The 25,677-nt window shown below is 40.1% G+C and carries 7 protein-coding genes and 1 tRNA gene; 2 read left to right on the top strand and 6 right to left on the bottom strand.

Annotated elements, in window-relative coordinates; genetic code table 11:
* On the bottom strand, window positions 1-20,892 hold the full coding sequence (locus BJP34_RS40540; protein WP_149031106.1) for a LamG-like jellyroll fold domain-containing protein: 20,892 nt from the start codon (window positions 20,890-20,892) through the stop codon (window positions 1-3).
* A gap of 346 nt (window positions 20,893-21,238) precedes the next feature.
* On the opposite strand from BJP34_RS40540, the gene BJP34_RS49235 reads away from it, so the two are divergent.
* On the top strand, window positions 21,239-21,364 hold the full coding sequence (locus tag BJP34_RS49235) for a hypothetical protein (protein ID WP_267876336.1): 126 nt from the start codon (window positions 21,239-21,241) through the stop codon (window positions 21,362-21,364).
* Between the two features lie 129 nt (window positions 21,365-21,493).
* Here the strand turns inward: BJP34_RS49235 and BJP34_RS21755 are convergent, their stop codons facing one another.
* Complete coding sequence (locus tag BJP34_RS21755; protein ID WP_149031107.1) at window positions 21,494-22,231, bottom strand: hypothetical protein; 738 nt, start codon at window positions 22,229-22,231, stop codon at window positions 21,494-21,496.
* 483 nt (window positions 22,232-22,714) lie between these two features.
* Here BJP34_RS21755 and BJP34_RS47715 point away from each other — a divergent pair, with 483 nt between their 5' ends.
* A complete protein-coding gene (locus tag BJP34_RS47715; RefSeq protein WP_229423962.1) occupies window positions 22,715-22,873 on the top strand; it encodes a hypothetical protein in 159 nt (52 codons plus the stop codon).
* A 151-nt stretch (window positions 22,874-23,024) separates the two neighbouring features.
* Here BJP34_RS47715 and BJP34_RS21760 read toward each other — a convergent pair.
* The 4 genes from BJP34_RS21760 to BJP34_RS21775 form a co-directional block, all read right to left on the bottom strand.
* Window positions 23,025-23,097, bottom strand: a tRNA-Ala gene (locus BJP34_RS21760).
* 65 nt (window positions 23,098-23,162) lie between these two features.
* Complete coding sequence (locus BJP34_RS21765) at window positions 23,163-23,888, bottom strand: HAD family hydrolase (protein WP_070394150.1); 726 nt, start codon at window positions 23,886-23,888, stop codon at window positions 23,163-23,165.
* Between the two features lie 157 nt (window positions 23,889-24,045).
* Window positions 24,046-24,582: a class I SAM-dependent methyltransferase gene (locus BJP34_RS21770; protein ID WP_418904058.1), complete on the bottom strand. Its 537-nt coding sequence runs from the start codon at window positions 24,580-24,582 to the stop codon at window positions 24,046-24,048.
* A gap of 714 nt (window positions 24,583-25,296) precedes the next feature.
* On the bottom strand, window positions 25,297-25,536 hold the full coding sequence (locus tag BJP34_RS21775) for a hypothetical protein (RefSeq protein ID WP_070394151.1): 240 nt from the start codon (window positions 25,534-25,536) through the stop codon (window positions 25,297-25,299).
* Between the last annotated feature and the right edge of the window lie 141 nt (window positions 25,537-25,677).

Here is a 25,677-nt window from a genome sequence, read left to right on the forward strand (position 1 = left end):
CTACTTGGAAACAATATTATCGTCTTGTCCATGAAGAATACCATGATTACCATTTCCGCTTAAATCTGTAATGGTAGTGCTGGTGTTGGTATCTTGGTCAAAGTTCCAGTAGCCGACTAAACCAGTTTCATCACCTGCTAAGGTTTGATTGTAGTTAGCGCTAATTTCTGCTGCACTACGTACAGTATTCCAAACGCGGACTTCATCAATTTCACCTGTATAGGCTTGAGAAGTATCAAAACCACCACCGACAGAATCCTGTTTTTGTCCTAGTACAAAACTACCTCCAGTTTCAATTTGAACACCTTGGGAAATAATACCGCTGTAAACCTCTATTCCGTCAAGATAAAGTAAGACTTGACCATCGCTCCTTCTCCAAGTGAGTGCCCAATGATGCCAATCTTCATCTGGAATCGAAATGCCTGTACTAAGAGTTTCACCTCCTAATAAAATTTCCAGTTTACCCGCACTATTTTCAGACAGTAGTAGTTCATTGTCGTTACTACTTACTCCATAGGAAAACAGGGTAGGAGTTGCTGTAGTTTCTGTTCTATTAAACCAAGCTTCTAGGGTAATTTCGGTAGTCGGAAAGTTGTTGAATGTGGACATTTCCACATAATCATCATTTCCATCTAACCTCAAGGCATTATCTTTGATTTCAATACTAGTGTTAATATCAAAATCAACTGGATTTTCTAAGGTAGCAATTTGTGTTCCTTCAAAAGATAACGCTCCTGTGGTTTCATCATAAGTAAAGCCATCCAGATTATCGCTTGTGATACCAAAACCATTCCGTGTAATTTGAATAACATCTCCTTCCGTAGCATCGAAATCGGTTATAGTATCAACACCTTCAGATAAGGAGTTGAATACAAAAGTATCTGCACCCCCATTACCCGTAAGAGTATCATTGCCTTCACCCCCTTCTAGGATGTCATCCCCAGCATTAACTTTGGAAACAATATTATCGCTTTGTCCATTGATAAGAGTCCCATCATTGCCATTTCCGCTTAAATCTGTGATGGTATTGCCATTAACAGAACCTTCGTCAAAGTTCCAGTAACCCACTAACCCTGTTTCGCTCCCAGTTAAGGTTTCATCTTTGTGTCCGCTGATTTCCTCTGCGCTACGTGCGACATTCCAGACACGGACTTCGTTAATTTCACCAGAAAAATGGTTGGCAGCTTCACCGTAATTGGGGAGACCGATTTTTAGGCTATCTCCAGTCCTATCATTTATATTGGCATTATAGTTGCTAAAACCAGTGTCATCCACACCATCAACATAAATTTTACCAGTGCCGGAAGTACCACTACTATAATCCCAAACCACAGCTACATGGTGCCATTCACCATCATTGACCGCTGTAGTTCCCATGATATATCCGTTGGAGTTACCGACAAAGTTAATTTTACCTCCGCCGTTTATATAAAAGGCTTTTTCCCCAGCTTCCCAATTGCTGTCACCATCATTTTTAACCAGAATTACCTCGTTTCCAGTTGTGGTGGTTTTAATCCAAGCTTCTAGGGTAAAATCAGCTTTGGCTAAATCGACAACACTAGCATTAAAATCCACATAATCATTGACTCCATCTAAACTCAGGGCATTATCATTACTGTCACCTTGGAGAACATCATTACCTCCATTACCCATAAGAGTATCATTGCCTTCACCCCCTTCTAGGGTGTCATCCCCACCATAAATTTCGGAAACAATATTATCCCCTTGTCCATTGATAAGAGTCCCATCATTGCCATTTCCGGTCAAATCTGTGATGGTATTGCCATTAACAGAACCTTCGTCAAAGTTCCAGTAACCCACTAAGCCGGTTTCGCTCCCGGTTAAGGTTTCATCTTTGTGTCCGCTGATTTCCTCTGCGCTACGTGCAACATTCCAGGCACGGACTTCGTTAATTTCACCAGAAAAATGGTTGGCAGCTTCACCGTAATTGGGGAGACCGATTTTTAGGGTATCTCCAGTCCTATCATTTATATTGGCATTATAGTTGCTAAAACCAGTGTCATCCACACCATCAACATAAATTTTACCGGTGCCGGAAGTACCACTACTATAATCCCAAACCACAGCTACATGGTGCCATTCACCATCATTGACCGCTGTAGTTCCCATGATATATCCGTTGGAGTTACCGACAAAGTTAATTTTACCTCCGCCGCTTATATAAAAGGCTTTTTCCCCAGCTTCCCAATTGCTGTCACCATCATTTTTAACCAGAATTACCTCGTTTCCAGTTGCGGTGGTTTTAATCCAAGCTTCTAGGGTAAAATCAGCTTTGGCTAAATCGACAACACTAGCATTAAAATCCACATAATCATTGACCCCATCTAAACTCAGGGTGTCATCCCCACCATCAATTTCGGGAACAATATTATCCCCTTGTCCATTGATAAGAGTTCCATCATTGCCATTTCTGCTTAAATCTGTGATGGTATTGCCATTAACAGAATCTTCGTCAAAGTTCCAGTAACCAACTAAACCGGTTTCTGCTCCTGTGAGGGTTTGATTGTAGTTTTCACTAATTTCTGTAGCGCTGCGAGCGACATTCCAGACACGGACTTCGTCAATTTCACCTTGGAAATGATTTTTGTTAGCACGATTACCTATATGTAATGAAGAGCTATTTTGAGTGCTTTCAGTTGTTGTATCGGTCCTTGTTTTATCTAATTCGCCATCAATATAGAGATATAATTGGTCTCCATCTTTAACAAAAGCAATATGATGGAATTTATCATCATTGATGGCAATATTTGAAGCCATTCCAGGATTTGTAGAGCCATCGTAACGTGCGACAGTAATCTTGCCAGAACTACGGACATAACGAATTACAAACGGATAACCACCGCTTCCGCTCCATTTTTCAATGATGCTATTCTTAGCCTGACCTAAATCTGCTTGAGTAGAATCGGCTTTAATCCAAGCTTCAACCGTGAAATTATCATTGGTTGCAAAATTTATACTATCTGAATTAGGAATACTGACATAATCATCAACTCCATCTAAACTTAGGACATTATCATTACTATCACCTTGGAGAACATCATTCCCAGCTCCCCCTTGTAGGTAGTCATCCCCTTCACCACCTTCGAGGTTGTGATTACCATTACCAGTTAGATTAATGGTGTAGATGCTTTCATCATTATCGTTGTTGTTAATGGTTAAGGTAGCAGTGCGATCGCCTGAATCACTAGGATTGAAACTGACAGTAATGGTTGTGGTTTCTCCTGCTGCTATTTCAGTGGTGGGGGATTGGGTAATGGTGAAGTCATCAGGGTTTGTACCTGTAATGGTTATTTCCCCTAGAGTTAAAGTGTCATTACCTGTATTTTCAATAGTGAAGGTTTGTTCCCTCGAACCTGAAACTACTGCTACTGTGCCAAAGTCTTGGGTTACACCACTGGTTAAATTGGTATCTTCTTGAGTTAGATTGATATCCGCACCAGTGATGGCGATCGCCAGAGTTACGCTATCATCTGGAGTATTTCCAACCTGGGAATCATCAACACTAACAGTAACTTGATATTGGGATTGGGTTTCGTAATTTAATATGGTGTTGGCTTTGAGGTAAAGTTGGTTATTTTCAATTTCAAAGTTATCTGTGTCACTGAGAATTAAGGTGTTTGTGCCTAATTCATCATCAATTATAGTGATATCGGCGACTTTTATTCGGCTGCTGGTATCTGTGTTTTCAGCTAAAGTGGTAACGGTATTTTCTAAGTTAATCGCAGTTGGTGCTTCGTTTATATCGGTTATATCAAGGGTCAAATCAACAGTTGCTTCTGCACTGTTACCCAAGGTTTCATCATCAACACTGACAGTAACTTGATATTGGGATTGGGATTGGGTTTCGTAATCTAATACGGTGTTGGCTTTGAGGTAAAGTTGGTTATTTTCAATTTCAAAGTTATCTGTGTCACTGAGAATTAAGGTGTTTGTGCCTAATGCATCATCAGTTATAGTGATATCGGCGACTTTTATTCGGCTGCTGGTATCTGTGTTTTCAGCTAAAGTGGTAATGGTATTTTCTAAGTTAATCGCAGTTGGTGCTTCGTTTATATCGGTTATATCAAGGGTCAAATCAAAGGTTGCTTCTGCACTGCCACCCAAGGTTTCATCATCAACACTGACACTAACTTGATATTGGGATTGGATTTCGTAATCTAATACGGTGTTGGCTTTGAGGTAAAGTTGGTTATCTTCAATTTCAAAGTTATCTGTGTCACTGAGAATTAAGGTGTTTGTATCTAATGCATCATCAGTTATGGTTATATCGGCAACTTTTATTCGGCTGCTGGTATCTGTGTTTTCAGCTAAGGTGGTAACGGTATTTTCTAAGTTAATAAAAATTCCTGTTCCAGTTAAGTTAATAATGTACTCTCTATCATCTGCATAGAAATCGCTATTATCGATCGTAATAACTGCATTACGTTCTCCTATATCCGTGGGATCGAACCTAACAGTAATGGTGGTAGTATCATTTGGATCTTTATATAACTTTGTATCATCAGGAAATTCGACAATCGTAAAATCATCAGCATTAGTCCCTGAAATTTCAATGTCGCCGAGAAGTAACGTGCCATAATCCCCATAACCAATGTTGTTGATGGTAAAAGTTTGTTCGATAAAACCAGATTCAACCAAAGAAACACCAAAATCTTGAATTGAACCATTTGCTACATCTGTATTCTCCAGAGTAACTCCGATTTCGCTACCCTCTGCCTTTCCAAAGAAGTTAATAATGTATTCACCTTCATCACCATCATTATTGTGAATGGTTAAAGTACCAGTAACTTCCCCTATGTTATGAGTAGCTATTACTACTCGTAGTTCCTTGGATTCTCCAAAGGCTAATTCGGAGGGATACTCATATGAATATAATTCAGCATTAGTACCCGTAAAAGATAGGTCTTCTATTCTCAAGGTTCCTTCTTTTTGATTTTTAATAGTGAAAGATTCACTGAACAGCAAAATATGGTCATCCTTCCAACCCAAACGAGTATCTTTGGTTATTGTAGACATATCAATACTTGAACCGCTAGGTACTGATTCCCGTGAGCCGTAATTGTAATGAATCTCAATTTCTGAGCCAGGTTCAATCTCGAACGCAAAGGAAACAGTAGCATCGGGACTTTCTCCCACGTTTTCATCATCTAAGGAAATAGTGGCATTAAGTTGGGGGTAATCTTCATGACTTAAAGCAGTATTAGCTTTCAGGAATAGTTCAGTACCTTCAATCTCAAACAGATCCGCATCCGTACCACTCAGAGTTAAGTTGTTTGTACCCAAAGCATCATCTGTGATGTCAATATCTGCTACTTTTACTCTGCTACTGGTATCTATATCTTCTGACAAAGTGGTAGAAATGTTGCTTAAACTAAGAGCTGTTGGTGCTTCATTGACATCACTTAAGAAAACGGTTAAGGATGTGCTAGCATCGGGACTGTTGCCTACAGAATCATCATCGACTGCAACGGTTACATCTAATTGGGAAATGCTTTCATAATCAAGAGAAACACCTGCTTTAAGGTAGAGTTCAGTACCATCTAGTTCAAAACTATCTGCATTATCTCCACTGAGACTGAGAGTATTTGTTCCTAATGCATCATCATCAATGGCAACATCAGCAACTTTGATTCTACTGGTAGTATCTGTATTTTCCGCTAAATTAGTAACCGTATTTGTTAAAGCTATACTGGGTGTTTCGTTAACATCAGTGACAGTAACAGCAAGGGAAAGAGTGAGGCTATCATCTATAGTTACTACTGGGTTTAGATTCGGTTCCGTTTCATAATCAAATGTTGCACCTCTGGATATTAACAGACTAACGGTATCGCTTTCAGATCCAGTTATTATTTCGGCGGTTGTGGGCAAGATAGTAAACAGATCATCATTGATGGTAAAGCGATTGTTTTCACTTTCAGTTAGTTTTAGAGTTGAACTTACAGTGATTTCAGCAATTTCTACTATAGTGCTAGTATCGATATCTTCTGCCAGAGTTGCAGTGAGGTTAAGATTATCCAAATTAGCATAGGCGATCCCATTAGCGGTTAAGCCTTGAATTTCTGTTTCGGTGATGACTAAAGAGCTAGTAGCCAAATCAAAATCATCATCAATATTTAAGGTATTACTTCCTGCACCACCATCGATAATTACCGTACCACCCAGGTCACTGAAAGTAAAAGTATCGTTTCCGTCTCCACCATTAAGGTTAAGGATAGTATCAGCATAAATAGAATCAATGGTGAAAGTTGTATCATTAGAACTAAAGTTCAAAGTGATTGCACTGAAGCCTAAAGCATTAATTGTTTTACCCGTTATATCATCCCTAATCACATAACCAGTATCGTAACTAATACTACCGATACTACCGGTTAAGTCAATGCTGAGAATACCTTCATCGGTGTTGTTTTGTAAATAAACCGTTTGGTTGGTATCGAGGTTGATTTCACCATCATTTTCGAGATAAATATCGAAATAGTTGTTGGAGCTACCAATATCTCCGTTATTGGTAGAATCTAAATTAATGCTTGTGCTGCGGATATTTGCATCATCAGTATTGTTAATATCCTCAATTTCATCTGCAACCGTAAGATTAACATTATCTCCCGCATATATTTGATTGACATTCAAGTCACTTTCATTGCTGAAGTAAATATCATGATTAGCGCGAGCAGTTAAAGAGGAATTATCAGATAACTCAATGGTAATATCAGAATTACTCGTACCAATACTGTTATCTCCTGCTTCTAAGACCAAATCACCAGCGACAATCCTACTTGAGTCGTCAGCGCTGTAAATTCCTTTTTCAGATTTAATTCTGACTTCTTGTTCTTCTGCTTGAACCGAACCAATAGTTACATCTTTTTCCGAACCCAGGTAAACATCACCTGTTGCAGTAACATTCAGCATTCCTGTAGCTTCAAAATCGAGGTCGTCAATTTGGTCTATCGCAATTTTGCTTACTGTTACTGTATTATCTGTGGGATCTTTAATTTCATTACCATTAGCGTCATAATAGGTGAGGTCGTTACTTTCTGCGGTTAATAGATAAATTAAGTCATCATCAGTAAATTCGACTTCACCGTTATTATTGAATCTGGTGGTTAGGTCAATTTCATAAGTACCTTCCTTAGTACCAATACCACCAGCAATATTTAAAGTAACCCCAGTCCCGCGAATATTATTGGTTTCGATAGTAACTTCCGTATCGGAAACGGGAAGTAGCAACCCAGGATTGATTACTCGGGATAATTGTTCCGTTGTCCAAACTGCATTATCAGTAATGCTTGATGCTTCTTCGGTGGTAACGGTGTATTCATAATTTGCATCGTAGCTATCAGTGAGTCCTAAGGCTGCAAATTCTGCGTGCCAATCATGATATTGAGTAGTTTGTTCCTCTGCTAATTCCGCAATTTCTGCTTCCGTGTAACCGCGTTCTATTAATTCTTGAGTTTCTGTATCACCGAAACTATAGTCATAATTGGAGTCGTAATCATCATAGGTATAAGTAACCTTACCATCATCATCCGTAGTTTGGGTGAGGTTGCGATATTGCCAATACCGTTCGTATTTATAGTCTTGATATTGCTGGTAATCATTAACAGATTTTTGAGCGGTTGTTTCATCCGTTAGACCCATTTCTGTCCACAAAGAACCGAGTAAAGCTTCTCTTTCTTCAGCACTTTCGGTTTCTTCGGGGTTATGGTCGATTAAATTACCGCTAGTAACTTCGATCCCAACGTTACCCGTGTTGGAATCAGCTTCAACTAAATATAAATCCCCTTCGGTTTCTTTAATGTAAATATCTGCTGCTGCATTCAAGGTGACGCTATTGTTTTCATCGGAACCAGAATTGATGTTAATAGCGCGATCGCTCGTACCAATATCCCCTGTTTCAGCAGTAATTTGGATTTGACCACCCGTAATGCTGGAAGTATTAGAACTAGCTAACAAATCTTGTTCTACGGTGAGATAAACATCCCCTGCGGTACTGATAGTATCTAAGATGACATCTCCACCCACTTCTTCAATGTGGATATCACCTGTAGCCGTTGCGGATAGCGTACCACCTTCTAAATCAGTGTAAATTGGGTTATCGCTGTCACCAATTTGACCGTTACTTTCAATAGTTAAACTTTCGGTATTAATATCAATTTCTGAGACAGAACGAACTGAACCAGAGGTGCTGGTTAAGCTGGTATTACCACTGACATTAGTAATATCCCCATTCAGCCAAATATTTCCTTTGGAGTTGACTTCAATTGAGCTAGTATCGTAACCAATGAAGCTAATGCCGATATCGGAGTTAGCACTAACAGTACCTAGATAAGTGCTGAAGACAAAATCATCCTTTTGGAAGTCCCAAAAATCTTTTTCAACTGAAAAAGTAGGATTATCTTTTTCCCAGTCCTCAACAACTTTTACCTGCACTATATTGTCTTCGCTGCTGTCATAAACTCTGGTGTATGGAGCTACATCATTTTCGATATCAACTGTATCCAGGGTGAAGTATGACCATTGGTAATCTAAATTGCGATCGCTCAAAACATAATCAACAGTGTCACTAGAGTAAGTTTGGGTTACACCTCCAGCAGTAGAGTTATTTGTTACCACAATATTGCCATTGGCATCAGTAGTATAGGTTGTGGTCAAGTAAGTTGATGAACTATCATCACTAACACCCGTTTGTCCCAGGTCAATAATTTTAATTTGACCTTCAACCCCATCACCACCTGTATTCAGTTTTCCTAAGTCAATATCGTAATCTGTTTGGTTATCAATGGTAATGTTGCCAAATCCACTCATGGCTTGGATGCTACCGTTACCAGTGCTGATGATGTTACCCACCAGTTGAATATAACCCCCTTGCACCTCCACATCTTCTACTTCAATGCGGTTGGTTTCGGCATTGTAAATTGCACTTATATTACTATCATTGGTGTCGCTGAAGTAGTCAGAAAGATCGAGAAGGGAATTAAAGTTAATATTGGTAGTGCTGCTGATTTCAATGATGCCTCTACGGGAGTAATTATTATTAACATCGTTCCATAGTCCATCTGTTCTCAGAGTAGCATAATCTTCTCCCGTACCATAATCATTGGGTTCCCCAGAGTTCCAGTTAGTGTAGGTAACAGCTTCCCCGCTAATCCACTCAAAGTTACCTTCTTCGTTTTTGTCGTGGAAACCAGTCCAGAGTGTTTCACTACCGCCAAAAGTAGATTCTAACCAAGCTTGCTCATTTTCATCGTTAATAGTTACTAAATTTCCACCAAATAATTCTGCTTGAGCTTGTGTTTTTTCCCAGCTACCAGAATTGGAGAGTAAGTAGAGATGACCGTCGTACTCATAAAGCGAACTGAGTAAGGTGGGTAAGGGAATTTCGATGATTCCAGGTATTGATGATTTTGAATCTTCATTTAACATATCCCATTGTTCTGCTGCACCTACTCGTATAGTTCCATGATTAGTTCCTACACCGCCTTTCCAACTAATATTATTATTCTGAACTCTATAAGTTGTGGCTTCACCACTGATCCATTCAAAATTAGTATCTGTAAATACGATAGGATCGTTATACTGAAAGGTCAAACCAGTCCAAATATGATCGTAGTTGTCTGCATTATTGTTGATTATGAAATCTTCTAACCAAGCTTGTTCGTCTGCATCATTAATGGTGACAAGGTTACCTCCTAATGCTTCAGCTTCTGCTTGAGCCTCACTCCAAGTACCTGCATCACTGATAACATAAATACTGTTGTTATAAATATTATCTAATGAGAATGTCAGACCACTTGAGTTACTAATATCTGCATGTTCTGCTTCAAAGGAACTGATAATCTCGTTGATATCGCTATCAATGGTTAGTTCGTAATCAGAAATTCCACTTTGAATTGTTCCCGCAACATTAATATATTTTGCATCGATAAAAATATTGCTTTCTGCAACTAAACTACCACCCTTGGCTTCATTTAATTTCTCTTGAATCAGGTTTGTATCCGTTACCTCATAATCGAGATAAGTATCTAAAAGACTTTCCTCTCTGTAAGTATATTCACTACCGAGACCAACATAAGTCTCATCCTTATAATTAAATGCATCGTCTACTGTCTCGATAAAGTCTTGGAATTCATCATTCCAAATTGCTTCGGGACTAGAACCAACGGTAAAACTATAACCATCGCTGAGGTAGAAGCTTCCTCCAGCATCAATATCAATCGTTTTTGCAGAAATTTCTCCGCTAGTTACATAAATAGTTCCCTCTTCATTGGTTATCTTAACCGAGCCATTGGGGTTAATTATTGTCCCTTCAATTTCGAGAATGGGACCGGTACTGTGGGTATTTTCGATGATGATTTTTGCTTCAGTATATTCGCTGGTAATAATGTCACTAAAGTTAACCAAATTGCTATTTACGGATAAATCGCTATTGGCAGTAATGGCAGCATTGTTAAAGAGAAGTTGCCCTCCATAATTATCATCAATATTGATATCATTAACTCGCAGATAAGCATCACTATTATTAACGATTTCGATTAAAGCATCTCCTTTAGCTTCCAGAGAACCACTACCAACTAGATAATCGCCAGTAACATTAATATTACCTACCGCAGCCGTTATGATTGGGGTTGTTATTACCGTGACTTCAGTATCGCCTAAATTGTTTAATTGTTCTTTCCAAAAATCAATTTCTGCTTGGATAGCTTGTTGTTCATCATAGATATCAGAGTTATTTTTCTCAGTTTCTAAATCTGAGATAGTATTATTGATGCTTTCGGCAATATCTTCAGTGGTTGTGGTGGGATCGGCTACACCATCGCTGGTATTGAAATTGATATCATCTCCAGTTTGATTGATGTAGAGATATTCCATATTATTAACCCCAGCAATAATCGAACCATCTACGGTTACCCCATTATCGATGCTTTCGGAGGTAGAACCATTAGTGGTTAAAGTCGAAATATCATCCGAGTTAAAGGTGAGAGTATTCCAAATAGTATTCCAAATGTTTTCCAGAGAATAGGCGGCTTCTGTTCCTTCTCCTTTTCCAATAGTAGTATAGTTACCTTGATTAGCAACTAGATTGACATCTTTGTCGCTAGTAATTGTTGCTCCTTCGGCAACATTTATGTTGTTGTTGAGGGTAATATTCCCATCAGCTTGCAACTGATTTTTGTTAATTGCACTAAGTGTGGTGTTCCAGAGATTAGTATAAGCAGCTACATTAATGCTGTTGGCTTGTCCGTTAATATTTTCTCCAGCCAGCAGATTCACATCTTCTGCTGATGTTAGCGTGGCATTGCTTTCAATTTCAATTAGGTTATCAACGGTTGTCTGCGCTAAGGAAGTCCCTTCTGGTACTCCAGCAACACCGTGAGTTGAGGAGTTAGCATCTGCTGTTAGGTTTACTTGACTTCTGGTTGACAGATTAATATTACCGCTACTGGTTAGATTTGCATCGCCAATTTGGATTGTGCCTTGATTGATATTATTCTCGATTTTAGCTTCAGCTAAGGCAATGGAAACTAAGCCCCCGCTAGATAATGTGGCTTGCTCTTCCCCAGAAACATTGTTGAAAATTCCTAGGTTAAAGTTGTCTTTGTTTGCGTTTTCTTCTGTAACTTCTAAGCTGGTTCCATCACCAACTAAAATCTCAGTTGTATTATTTATTTCGCTATTTGCTTCACTACCCGCACCATCAATCAATCCTCCCGAACCAGATTTTGCATTTTCATCACTGAAACTATTTTTTGAAATAATATTTTCTGCGTAAATATCTAGAGTCTTGGTAGCTGTAATGGTAATATTGTCTCCAATATCGATCAGAACATCAGCATTCACGTCATTATTACTGTATGCACCACTACCTCCCAATACTGAAGCGTTAACACTATTGGCTTTACCATCAAAATTAGTGGTTTGGGAGGCTTGAATATTAATTGTCTCTGCGTCAATCTTGGTAGTCGAGGTAGTATTCTTAATCTCAATGGTAGTATTACTGATACTGTCCGTACTTGTGTCGGCTGCGCGACCGGAGATTAATCCTCCACCCCCAGCGGTAGTCTCTGCTGTATTGGTATCGCTTCCTGTAGCGGTTAAGTTGAGGGTACCAGCATTAATAGTTACATTTTGACCAAGAGTAACTTGAGTTTGGTTGTTAGAAAATGCAGTAGCAGTATTAAATCCTCCAGCAAAAATACCACCGTTATAACCATCTGCTTCCACATCTTGTTGACTCTTAGCATCAGCAGTAACACTCAAAGTGCCACTTACGGTTAAACTGCTGTTATCGCCAATATAAGAATTGATTTTAGCTTGATTGCTAGCTTCACTTGAAGTTGCATTCAAAGAACCATATAACGCACCTCCGGAGCCTGAAGCACTGGCATAGGCAGTATCACCTTCATCAGGTAAAATTTGTTCTGCGGTCACATAGAGATTACCAGCACCGATTTCTGTATTGCTGCCAATATAAGCATTAACAATTGGCGTTACGTTAGAGGTAGCGCCAGAATAACCAACTTGAACACCACCTGCGGCACTTACACCAAAAGCATCAGCGGTAACTTGGGGTTGAGCGGTAGCAGTAATGGTAATGGTGTCGGTTACCTTAATTTCAGTGGCATTGATAATGTAGGCTTCTGTGGTGGAATTCTCGGTTACTGTTGCATTATTTCCGGCTCCAGAAGTCGTTATTCCCGCTGAAATTGCTAATACGTCTGCGCTGATATTTCCTGTTGTGTAGGCATCAACGTCTAAATTACCTGTAGTAGTAATTTTGGCATTGTCAATATAAGCTTTAGTGGTGGTTTTGGCTTCTATGTCAGCAACACTGGCACCAATGGCAGTAATACTACTTACTGCAACACCATATACATTGCCAGAGATCGTTTCATCGGTTTCTGCCAAAACAACAACGTCATTAGCACTGATAGTGGCTTTATTACTGATGTAACTTGATACCGTAGAAGAGATAGTTGCTATAACGTCTCCTCCGGCACCAGCACCACCAATCGCAGCTGCAATAGATGTAGTTACAGCTTCTGATTCAATGGTAGGAGTTGATTTGGCATCGACAGTAACATCTCCAGTGGTAGTGATTTGGCTGTTATCAATATAGGCATTAACTTGATTATTAATAGTTGTATTTGTTAGGGAAACGCTAACGGATGCTCCAATTAAACCTCCCACGAAAGAACCCGTACCCACAGTAGGCTTAATGGTGGGATTATCAATAGTTTGGAGAGTAACATTATCTGCTTTAACCGCATCTTCAGTATCAAGGTTGCGAATAAAGGTTTCTACTGTATTAGTGGTGTTGGTAATTACATTTGCCCCCGCTCCACTGAAAGCAGCACCCACAGGTGCAGCAGCAGCAGCCAGGGATGCCGCGATTGCATAATTCTCCTCAAATGTCAAGGTAGATTTTGCAACTAGATTTAAATCAACTGCTGCATCGATAGTAGTGCTATCGCTAGTAGTGCTATCGCTGACACTGTCACCAATATAAGCTCGGACTTGATTATTAATGGTATTATTAACCTCCACTCCAGCGATCGCTAGACTAAAGGAACCAGAAGAACTACCTGAGACTGAAATGCTACCTCCCACTGCGACTGATTCAATGGTGCTATTGTCTTCGGCTGTGAGGTTAATAGAACCGTTTGTACTTTCTACATCACTGTTGTTGTGAATATATGCCTCAATAGTGTTTTGGATTTGATTAATTGTCTCGGCTCCTGCACCTGAAGCACTAGCCGTTGCTGAGGAACTGACTGAAACAGAAACTGCTCCAGCCATAGTCAAGTTATTAATAGTGCTAGTGGAGATAGCATTAACCGTTAAATCACCATCGGCAGTTACAATCGAATTATCAATGTAAGCTTGAACAGTATTGGTAATAATATTTTCTGCTGTTGCGACTCCTACTGTAAGTCCACCACTGAATCCAGAGCCGATAGATACACCAACCGCAAAACCACCAGCATCGGCAACAACGGTACTATTATCTGTAGCAGTGATATTAATTGCACCATTGTTACTGCTGGTGACGGTGCTATCTAAAGCAAAGGCTTGAATTGTGTTATAAATTTTGTTTTCTACCCCTGTTCCTGCACCACTGAGACTGACATTCAGCCCCGAAGAACCAACAGAACCGCTTGCTGCTGCGCCAATGCTGAATAAGTCAACTGTGGCTGTGGAATTAGCCGAAACATTGATTGCTGATGCAGAAGTAACCGTAGCATCACTGATATAAGCTTCAACGGTATTCTCAATGTCATTATCTGCTATGGAAACCCCTACTGACACAGAGCCATTAGCTACACTGTCACCAAATTTTAGGGAAAGTGCATATCCCCCAGCATCTGCAATGACTTTACTGTTATCTTCCGCCTCAACAAAAATTGAGCCACTGCTAGTCATGGTTTCAACATCACTACCTTCGGCAATATAAGCAGAAATTGTATTCTTAATTATATTTTCTGTTCCTGCCCCTGCCCCTGTAAGACTGATGCCCAGACCACTACTGCTATAAGACCCCGATACAGCCGCACCAAGAGCAAAAGCATCTACAGTTGCATTGGAACTAGCCCTCAAGTTAACATTACCATCCGCTTCTACCTTGGCATTATCAATATGAGCAGTAACAGTGTTGGTAATTTGGTTGCTAGCGATTCCCGCACCCACTGATATGGCTGCACTAGAAGACCAAGAATCTCCAGCAAGAGCAATGGCGATTCCTACTCCCCCAGCATCACCATAAATGCTTGAATTATCCGTAGCGGAAATAGTTGCTGCTCCTGTTACGTCAACTTCTGTAGTAACAGTATCCGTGTTATCATCATTCTCATCATCAATTGCGGCTTCAATGGTATTAGATACCTTATTTTCTGTATAAGCACCAGCGATACTAATTACAGCACCAGTACTTTTCCAACTACCAGAAATACTACCGGCAACAGCATAGGAATTAATTGTGGAGGTAGACTCGGCAAGTATTTCTAGCTCTCCTTCAACCACAATCCGACCATTTTTAATCCGAGCCTTAGTTTTGTTTTCAATGTGATTTACGGCAATGGAAGCACCTATGGTAGCGGCATACTTGGTATCATCACCACCTAGTAATGCGAAACCCAATACCCCTGCCATGGAGAAAATTGAACCGTTCTCATTAGCCTTTATAGATAACTTATTGCTTACATTAGTATCAAAATCTGGGTCAGAAGAATTAATGTAAGCTTCAGTTGTATTTAGGGTGTTGTTATAGGTATAACTAAACTCTGCTGCCATACCATCTAAACTTGCTCCAGCAGCTACAGCCCAAGCTTCAATGCTATTAGCGTTAGTAGCAGTTACACTCAGATTGGTTGCTCTAATAGCAGAATTACTTATATAGGCTAGTGTTGTATTATTGGTGTAATTTAGACCAATGCTAGCCCCGATACCATATGCACCCGAATACTGTAATGCTCCTGCCACGCTGAAACTGGAAGAATTATCTGTAGCAGTTACATTAATATCTCCACTAGCTGTAACCTTACTATAATTACCAATATAAGCATAAGTATTATTGGTAACATCATTATCTGTTATCGAACCAGCTAAAGCTAAACCCTTGTCGTTAAAATTACCTGAACCACTACCAACAATCGCTATTACATAATTGGAGTTAGTTGCATCTATATCAAAACTACTAACATCAAGGACTGAGCGGTCCATATAGGCTTTGGTCTCACTATCAACTAAATTAAAGCCAAATGAACCAGCAATACCGTAGGAACTTTTATCTTCAGTTCCTGTTGCTGTTGCAATTGCAACGGCTCCCCCAATGGCATAAATATCATTATCACTTAGAGCTGTAATGTTAACCAGTTGATTGGGAGCATTTAAATTAACGCCTTGGATATAAGCTTCAGCCGTATCGTTAATTACATTGACAACCGCATCACCAGAAATACTAAGTCCTCCGGTAGCACCATTAGTAATTGATTCATACTTTCTAGTACTAATACCGAAGCTTCCAGTTTGCTCTCCTTCTGAACCTTCGCTATAAGTTCCTGCGATCGCGCCAGCTACAACTGTACCACTATTTGTACTACTAACATTAATCTCTTCTCCACCAGCCGAAATCGTACCACCAGTGATGGAAACAGTTGTTTTCTTGAAAAATTGATGATCTGTACCCGTACCAGTACCCGTTAGGTCAATGGCTGTATTATTGGTATCGCTATAACTATTGGCTTCAGCAGCCGAACTTGCTAGCTTAATAGTGTTCTCATCTATAACAATGGCATAATAAGTTGCTCCGTCAACTAGCTCTCCATCAGTGGTATTGGCACTAATACTGGTATTACCTCCGTTACCATAAATGAGAGCATCTCCAGTTTCTAATCCGTGGTCAAATAGAGTAACTTGATCATCAGCTTCTAAATTGAGAATTGCTTTTGCTAGAGTATGCTCGCTACCACTACCAGTGCTAGTTAGATTAATTGCCGTGTCATTGGTATCGCTATATGCAATTGCATCAGTGTAATTGCTAGCTAGCTTAATTGTATTAGCATCGATAACAATCACATAATAGGAATCCCCATCCACTAATTCCCCATTATTGGTATTAGCACCAATACTGGTGCCTTCATTGTGACTGTAAACAACCCGATCTCCGGTTTCCCAACCATGACCTAGGAGATTAATTTCGTCAGTGTCCGCATTAACAGTAGGAGTTCGTAAGCTGTGGTGAATACCTTCGCCAGTAGAGGTTAGATCGATAGCACTTGTATTGATTGCATTGTTGTAACTTTCCGCTAACTTTAGACGATGGTCATCAACTTTAATTATGTAATAAATTTGTCCATCAACTAATTCCCCATCACTATTGTTAGCGCCAATACTGGTATCACCATCATTGCTGTAAACTACCGCATCACCAGTCTCAAAACCATGATTCCCATGAACAATAATATTATTATCTAAATCCAGGGTCGATCTTGTGAAGTAGTGCTGATTTAAATCCTCAATGGTGCCACTGTGAGACAAGTCTAAAACCGTATTGGTATTATCATTAACATTGGCTAGTTGGAAGTTGTTATCATCTACATAAATAACTTTATAAGTTGTTTGATGTTCCAATACGCCAATATTTTCCACCGTTAACTCTTCATCAGACTCAACATCAGTGTAGTCATTAGCCACATTGTAATAAGTAACAATATCCCCATCCCTCAAACCATGACTGCTGAGAGTAATGGTATTATTACTAATAGAAGCTACATCTATCTCACTGACAACAAGAGTTTCACCTGCGGGTTCGATAAAGTCGTAATTTTCTATACCTTCACCTGGATTAAAACTAATTTCCGATTCATTATTTCCTCCTAAAGGAGAAAAGCTTAAACTATCTAAAACAATTAGTTCCTGAGTTTCCCCTGCTCCGGAACTAGTTAAATCTTGACTAATTCCATTAATCGCATTACCTTGAGTCTCGGCTAATTTAATCGTATTATCATCAACAACAATTACATAGTAAACTTGTTCGTGGTTTAAACTGCCAACACTGCTTCCACCGTCATTGTTGTAAATAACAGCATCTCCAGTAGTTAAACCATGACCTTCAAGAGTAACTGTGTCATTATCTACATCCACGTTTTGTTGGGCATGGAAGGTTAGGGTGTTTAAACTACTACCCAGCATTGCTTTAGTGGTGCGTTCGAGAACATTAATACTGGCAGCAGCACCAATACCTGCATTTTCTCCTACAGCAAATCCTCCCGTAAAGTTATAAGTGTTGCTATTATCGATAGCGTCAACTGTAATCGACCCAGTGGATTCAATTTCTGCCAAATTAGAAACATGAGCCGTAACTGTGTCATAGCGATCGACTATAGATAAACTCATATTGACAGCAGTGCTAGCTGTTCCCACAATGCTTCCAGTTGCACCAATAGAAATATCCGTATTAGTTAACTGTGCATCAACATCAAGTTCATCAGTATAAATAGTTGCACCATCTTTTATAGTCGCCTCAATTGTATTATCTGTATTGGCATAAACAGCACCTAAACCAATACCAGTGTCTGAAGTATCTCCTTTACCAAATAGTGTGGTGTAACCACTCTTGCCCCTTAAAGTGTTAAATGCATTACCTAGGAGAGTTGTTAAATCATCGACTGGATTGAAATTTCCAGCAAAATTGAGGGTAAAAGAGTTACCGTGGCTATAAACATCAACGGTTTGATTTCCCGAACGATAGGTTTCATCTTGATTAATTTGAGCGTTTTTACCAATGTAAGCTTGACTCACATTATCCACATCAAAGTAATTGATTGAACCAGCAAAAGATTGATCACCAGTAGCTTTAGCTTTTGCCCAGGAGCTAAATAAAACACTGATACCAGCATCTTTTTTCAGGTGAGATTGAATATTTGACATTACATGTCCTATCTCATCGTACCAGGGATCGGCTGCCTCATGTCCCACGGGATCGGTAAAAACATGTGTAAAATCCTCATCGAAGGGCATATCGACCTCAGATTCAACGTTCATTGCCCCCGCTGCGTCAACGGATGCGCCATCACCAATATAAGCTTTTGCTGTATTTTTCAGGTCAGCAATTGAAGTCGCAACTGTTGCTCCTTTAGTATTTGTTTTTTTAGTACTTGAATCAGAATCTTCTGAATCTTCTGATTTAATTTTGGCTTTAGAAGCAGAGGCAAACTCCGGAAGTTCGGTGACTTTAGCTTTGACATCAAGAGTTCCACCGGATGTTACTGTTGCACCACTACCAATTCTGGCTTCTGCGGTATTATCGCTATCTACATAAAGAACCGAACCCGTCAAAGCCGTCTGACCAGAATCCGAATTACTGTTGAATCCAGGTATTTTTGATAAGAGAGTATTAGCACCGCCAATAAGCATTTTGGAGATAATAGATTCTGGTTCTCCTACTACAACCGTCGAAGCAGCTTCATTAGTTGTTGTGATTGCTTGGGCATCAACTTCAAGATTTCCCGTAGCATCTGCATTTCCATCTAAGAACGCTTCTGCTGTCATCTCTGCCCAGGAAAGATTTAATCCCAGACCATAACCTCCTTCGGAAGTTATACTCATCAGCGACAGAGATGTACTGTGGTCTTTATCGGTGGTGGAATCGATATCTAAATTACCACCTATGTTAAGGGTTGAGCCACTAGCAACGTTGACAATTGATTCAATATCGGCATTAGTTACGGTTGCTCCAAAGAAAATTGTACTATTTCCTTTTACTTTTCCTAATGTGGTAGCAGAAGCAGCAATGGCGAGATTACTATCTGCATGGGAAGAAAGAATCAAATCTCCAGTGGTATCAATCTGGGCTCCATTGCCAATATTAACTGTAGCTGTAGGAGTAGATTCCCCATAAGCAGCAGCAAGACCTAACTGTAAACTAAAAGGGTTTACTTCTGCATTGGCAGTAGCATTAGCGTCGATAGTCAGATTGCTAGCTTCAATCTTGGCACTCGTACCAATATCGATGGTAGCTTCTGCACTTGCTTTGGCATAACCAAGGACTAATGAAGTGGTATCAAGAAATCCTTCTCCAGTATTAAAGTAACCATTAAACGCTTCTTCTATATTGAGGGCAATACCTTCTATGGCTGAATCTTCTTCGGTAAAACCGTCATAGGTATTAGAACTATTTGATTCTGCATCGAGAACAATGTCACCACCCTTTAGCTGAGAGTTATATTGTAAATCAATACCCGTACTGGCATTATCAGAACTTCCTGTATCGCTAACGGAGAAAGTTATCGAGCCTGCTGTATAGTTACTAGCAGTTTCTACATGACTTAAAACAGAGGAGTTATTATCTAAAGTAATTGTTTGACCTGTAAAGGAAATATTGCCCGAATTACCTGTTGAGTTGTCGTTAGTATCTACTTGGCGACTGGAAATAATTACACTTTCATCAACGGTTATGGTTTCCGCGTTAATAGTGAGCCCACCACCATAACTATAAAAATTTTCCTTGAAAGTAACAGTATCTTCTCCCGATTGGCCATCAATCAATAAAGATAGAGTTTGACCATTAAAATCTAATCCAGAAAGGGAAATACTATCATCACCATCACCAGTATAAATTTCAATTCCACTCGTAATCTCACTGATATCAGTAGAAATAGTATTGATATTACCGTCTACTACATCCTCGATAACTAAATTGCTACCTTCAATAAAAATAGTTAGATTATTAACTTCATTGGATGTTGATGCGTAGGTTAAAACACCATTGGTTATTGATGTACCTAATACCGAATGAAAACTATTAACAATTAGAGGTGTAGTTTCAATATCTCCTGTGGCATATTCTAAATCCCAGTCACCACCTAAAACACTACTTCCTGTTAAGTCTTCAGAAGCAGCAACATCTGCACCAGTTAACTGACTGAAACGATTAACAAAATCCTGCCCTGCTTCTCCAAATGCCACATTACAACCATAAAAGAGGAAATCCGCGTCTTCGGTTAAGGCATCACCCCATCCGATCAGGGGATCGTTATAGGCATCTAAATTTGACCCATTTAATTCTGTTGCCCCTAATTGTAAACCGCCTGAATGCCCGTGAGTAATCAGGTGAACTCCAGTTACATTATCATACTGGGCTAAGACATTACTAATTTGCTCAATACCATTACCAGAGCTATCTAATACATACTGAATAGCATTTACATCAAATCCAGCAATTATACTCTGGTAATTTTCAACGGTTTCATCAACAAAAATAATTTCTGAACCCTGAGGATTTGATATTGTGGGTTCTAAAGGATTGATATCAAATAGTGAGGCTTCGGATGTGAAGGGAAAATTAGATTCAGAAAAATTAAAATCTGGTAACATCATTTTTGGGACTCGAAATATATTTTTTTATAAAAATTTAAAAATGTATTTTTAAAAAAGTAATTTTGATAATTAACAGATTGTCGATGCTTAAAGCTTTGTCTTCTTGATGATCATTACTAAAAAATGATCATCAATTTAAAAATAAAAAAATTATATAGCGTTGATTATAGCTATGAGGTACAGAGGATTTTTTCCCTTTTCCCTCACTTGCCCTCTTGGGAGGGGTTAGGGAGTGTCTTCAAACTCGGAGATCCCCCTAAATCCCCCTTAAAAAAGGGGGACTTTGAGTATCGCTCCCCCCTTTTTTTAAGGGGGGCTGGGGGGGATCATAATCTTGCGGAAAACTTTGAAAACACGCCCTAGGGGTGGGTTCCTGCTCCGAAGTCCCTGCTCCGAAGTCCCTGTTCCCTGCTCCGAAGTCCCTGCTCCGAAGTCCCTGTTCCCTAAAATCCAGAAATTGTGTACCTCATAGTTATGATAATTGCTATATTGTGATTAATTATTTTTGATCAAGTACGTCCCATGCAGATACACAACTTTTCTCGGACTTTGTACCCGCAGGGGACGAATAATCAGGCAAAGAACATACTGTTCTTGGTTGCTAATTGCTGGCAACGGCAAATAGGTTGGTGCTTTCACTTTCTGCTGTGGAAATTGCTGCCGTGGCAAACTTAGTGTTAATTAGTTCCTTGTAGGTTTCTAAGTCTGTCTGCCAAGCTGCTAGGTATTGCTGGAGTTCTAGTAGTTTTTCTTGTTGAGTGTCTTTGGTGAGATTATGCTCAACGTTACCAGAAAAGAGAATTACTGATTCTTGTTTGTCTTCTGGCTGCTGCAATTGTCCTTCTGTAATGTTGAGGTTTAATCGTCCTGTTTCTAAGGTGTAGTTGAGGTTGAGTGAGGCTGTCATCGGTTCGCTGCCAAACTCTTGCCAAGGACGATTTGCTAGTAGCTCTTGACGGTAGTATTGACGAACTGCTTGATCATCTCCCCCAAAGCTAAAGTAACCTATGGGATTGATGCCCACTGCTTTATATTCGATATTGGGCAGAGTTTCTACATACTTGCGAGCCACATTAGGAGCAATGATTTGTGAGACTTGTTTATCTTTGATAGACTCGGCAAAAATGATGCGATTGCTTTGGGAGGTAATGGTTAACTTGTTTTGATAGCTAATCTTAACTAGTTGATTGTTGTACACTGGCTGACGTGCCAGTTCCCATTCATCAGCTACGATACCACTGTATTTGAGGAACTCGGGATTGACTACACGTGGATTGTGAGCTTGAGCAACAATAACAATTACTAAGTCTGTGACGTGAAGAATTTGTTGATTCATCATATATTCATTAATGATGAGTAAGTAAATAAATAAGTGACAGAGATGATCACTTTTTGCCTGAATACATCATGGCTCATATTTTTAGTTATGTCAATAAAAAAACTGATAGTTAATCTCTTCCATAATAACTATTGACACTGGCTTTCTTTTGTCATAAAAAACGCTGTTTTTATGAATAATTTAAGTTATGTAGATTGACTGATTTGATAATAATTTTTTTATTTATAAACAGGAATAAATTTAAGTAAAATAAACCATATTATTCCTGTTTTTTTTTTTACAAACTGCGTGATAATACGGAAAGGTAAACAATTATCATAGGAAACAATGATATAGCTATTATCATAGCTATGAGGTACACAATTTATGGATTTTAGGGAACAGGGAACAGCGGATCACCGGAACAGCGGATCAGGAACCCACCCCTAACCCCCTCATAGGGCTAGGTTTTTTACATTTAGGGTCAAACGGGGAGTGTGGGGAGTGTGGGGCGGCGCGGGGAGTGTGGGGGGAGAACAGAGAAGAGAACAGAAGAGAACAGAAAAGAAGTTTTTTTGTGTAAGGGCGATTTCGTCAGATCCGATAGAAGGGAAATGGGTAGAAGGGGAGAAGGAAAGAATTGTGTCGGTAATTATTGTCTAATATAATACATATGATGAAGAGTTTATACGTAATGAAAGTAAGTACTCGCCCCAAAGTAAAAAATCTACCCTTGTGAGCTACTCCCTACTCCCTACTCCCTAAAACCCCAAGGGCGTAAGTCCCTTACCCAATTGATGAAAACTGCTATCTATGGAGAATAGGGGATTCGAACCCCTGACCTCTGCGGTGCGATCGCAGCGCTCTACCAACTGAGCCAATTCCCCTTAGTACCTTTGTTTCTTGTGTTTATTCTAGCACCGGGACTGATATCCCTGTGCCCTTGTATGGTCTAGATTTCTGCTACTGGCTCAGGTGATACCCCAGAATAGACCTGCTGAACTCGTTCTAATTCCAGCTGATTCAAATAATCCACAGTCCAGTTAGCATGACGCTGTAGCATATGAAGGGGATAGGTACTAGCCACTCCTACCACTGGCATGCCAGATCGCTTTGCCGCCTCAATTCCAGCCAAAGAATCTTCTATAACTAGACATTCCCCAGGTTTCAAGTTGAGGTTACCATAGGCTTGATTGAGCCGCTCTACCGCTAGCAGATAGCCATCCGGTTCCGGTTTACTAGTAGTAATATCATCACCAGCAACAATCAAACTAAAATAGTTAGCTAAACCAGCGCGATTGAGCACCACTTCTACCTCATTCCGCAATGCTCCAGTCACCAGAGCCATTGGTATCTGAGCACCCTTGATCTGAACCATTAAATCCTCCACACCAGGATAAATGGGCAACGTTTCGATACTTTCTAGCTGACGTTGATAGGCAGCAGCTTTGCGGCTGATTAGCTGGTTTAAGTAATCCTCCGTAACCACCCGACCGCGACGCTTAAGTAACTCTCGCAGACAAGAGCGATCGCCTCTACCTGTACAAACCTGTCGAAACTCTTCGGAATCCGGACGCAAATTTTCCCCAATAATAATTTCCTCAATTAGTTTTTCGTGAATCGGCTCATCATTGATTATTACTCCGTTAAAATCAAACAGAACTGCTTTTAAACTCATAATTACCTAGAGATAAATTCTGTTACTCTTGTTGAGTAACTTAAAAAACATAACGTTACTCAACCCTCTTTTGCTCCCCGTTACCGGTTGCCTATTCCCTGATTTTAACAGTAAACTTTACTAATCTTAACAGTCAAGGTTAATTGTGTCCAAGTGCTTACTGTAAAATTGCCCTATACCGCTGGAACCGGCACCCCAAGTGACGCAATATCATTAGGTGCTGTTTCCAATGGGCGAGTAAATCGCCCTTGGGTCGCACCTCTGGAAAACTTCCCTGAGATAGAGGTTCCCAAGGAGTTGATTTACCTACTGACAAAGGTTTTAGACCCTGAGTTATTTGATGCAGCCACCACCATTGCGTAGTCCGGACTGCTTCAAAACTAGCTGCACCCATCCAAGCATCAACGCTACCATTAGCGTAAGCCTTAATATAGGGTTCTTCAAAAACTTCCGTTAGCCAATTCGCCTCCCGGATCGTAGTCTGATTCCCGTCTAGAATCAAAACTTGTCCTCCCCCTTGCAGCAGTCGGAAGGATTCATGCAAAATCGACTGAGTTACCTTAGGTGGAGTTTCGTGAAACAACAGTGATGCTGTAACTAGATCAAAAGACTGATCATCTAAACCCGTCTGTTCAGCCATACCATGAAGCCACTGAATATCGAGATTAGCCTTGTTAGCTTTGTAGTCATCCATGACCAGCATATAAGGTGACCAAAAATATCGGTTTCAAGCCTGGCCTTGGCCAAAAGGCCACGCGGGGCGCGTTTGGCCACGCTACTTGAGGTGCCCATAAGCGGGCGAATTTTTCAAAAATGATGTGTTATAATCTAATTAAGTGTGTAGCCTAGCACAGGCAGGATTCGTCGGTACTGCCCTATTCCCCAACGACGTAAAGCGATGCTAGTACACGAGGCGCGAAAAACCTCGCTATACGCATGGATCTTAACGGATACCGAATACCAGTAAAATACGATTGCAAAATATTAACGTACCGTGGGGCACACGGAAACGGGAAATTCCAACGCTTAGGGAGATAAGCCCACGCTCGTTTAGTTAAATTAGGCTAAAGACTTGGTTTTTAAACGGGTATTCGGCTTAAGTAAGGCATTTCAGGATAGCTAATTTTAGCGATGCAGCGCGGTCTTGGGGGTCTCCCCCGGAGACGAAACCTTAGATAGGGTCGCCTTTATAGTTAGCAGGTTATGCAGAAAAGGGTTAAATATTTGTTAAGAAGGCGACCCTATCTTACGGTAACTTGGCCGTAGGCCACGCTTGGCCGTAGGCCACGCCAAAGGCGAACGCGAACAAACCATGAGCGACTGCCGTGGTTTCCCCCATGACCGCGCTGCATCAAGACAAGGCATGTCGAGGAACTAAGAATCCCCGTCCATAAGCGGGCGGGGAGTGTCAAAATCCGCTCTCCCACTTGAAAAATATATCCTTGAAGGGCTTTATCTGGGTAAAGACAACCGTGTTGAGCCGCCATTTCCGTGCTTGTAACCCAATCACCACTTCCTGACGGGGGGAAAGTTGGATGCGCTGCTTTTCCCCAGTTACTGGGTTTTCAGAGACACTGGTAAAGTAGCTGATCAACCCAAACAAGCCGACTATGAATGCAATTCCTAAACGAAGGATTAGTCTACGCACCGATTATCTCCCAAATTTATCCATAGCAAAATACTATAAGACTATTGTTATGGAAGATATGATTAATGGTTAGAACCGTTATGATTAGAGCTATCATTTAACAAGTATTACCCTACATTGACCAATCTGTATTAGTCCTGA

The organism is Moorena producens PAL-8-15-08-1 (genome assembly GCF_001767235.1).
GTDB lineage: Bacteria > Cyanobacteriota > Cyanobacteriia > Cyanobacteriales > Coleofasciculaceae > Moorena > Moorena producens_A.

Bases quoted from the DNA above. Each gene is read 5' to 3' on its own strand.
- BJP34_RS40540 (WP_149031106.1), bottom strand. From the start codon at position 20,892: ATGATGTTACCAGATTTTAATTTTTCTGAATCTAATTTTCCCTTCACA.
- BJP34_RS21755 (WP_149031107.1), bottom strand. From the start codon at position 22,231: ATGATGAATCAACAAATTCTTCACGTCACAGACTTAGTAATTGTTATT.
- BJP34_RS21765 (WP_070394150.1), bottom strand. From the start codon at position 23,888: ATGAGTTTAAAAGCAGTTCTGTTTGATTTTAACGGAGTAATAATCAAT.
- BJP34_RS21770 (WP_418904058.1), bottom strand. From the start codon at position 24,582: ATGGATGACTACAAAGCTAACAAGGCTAATCTCGATATTCAGTGGCTT.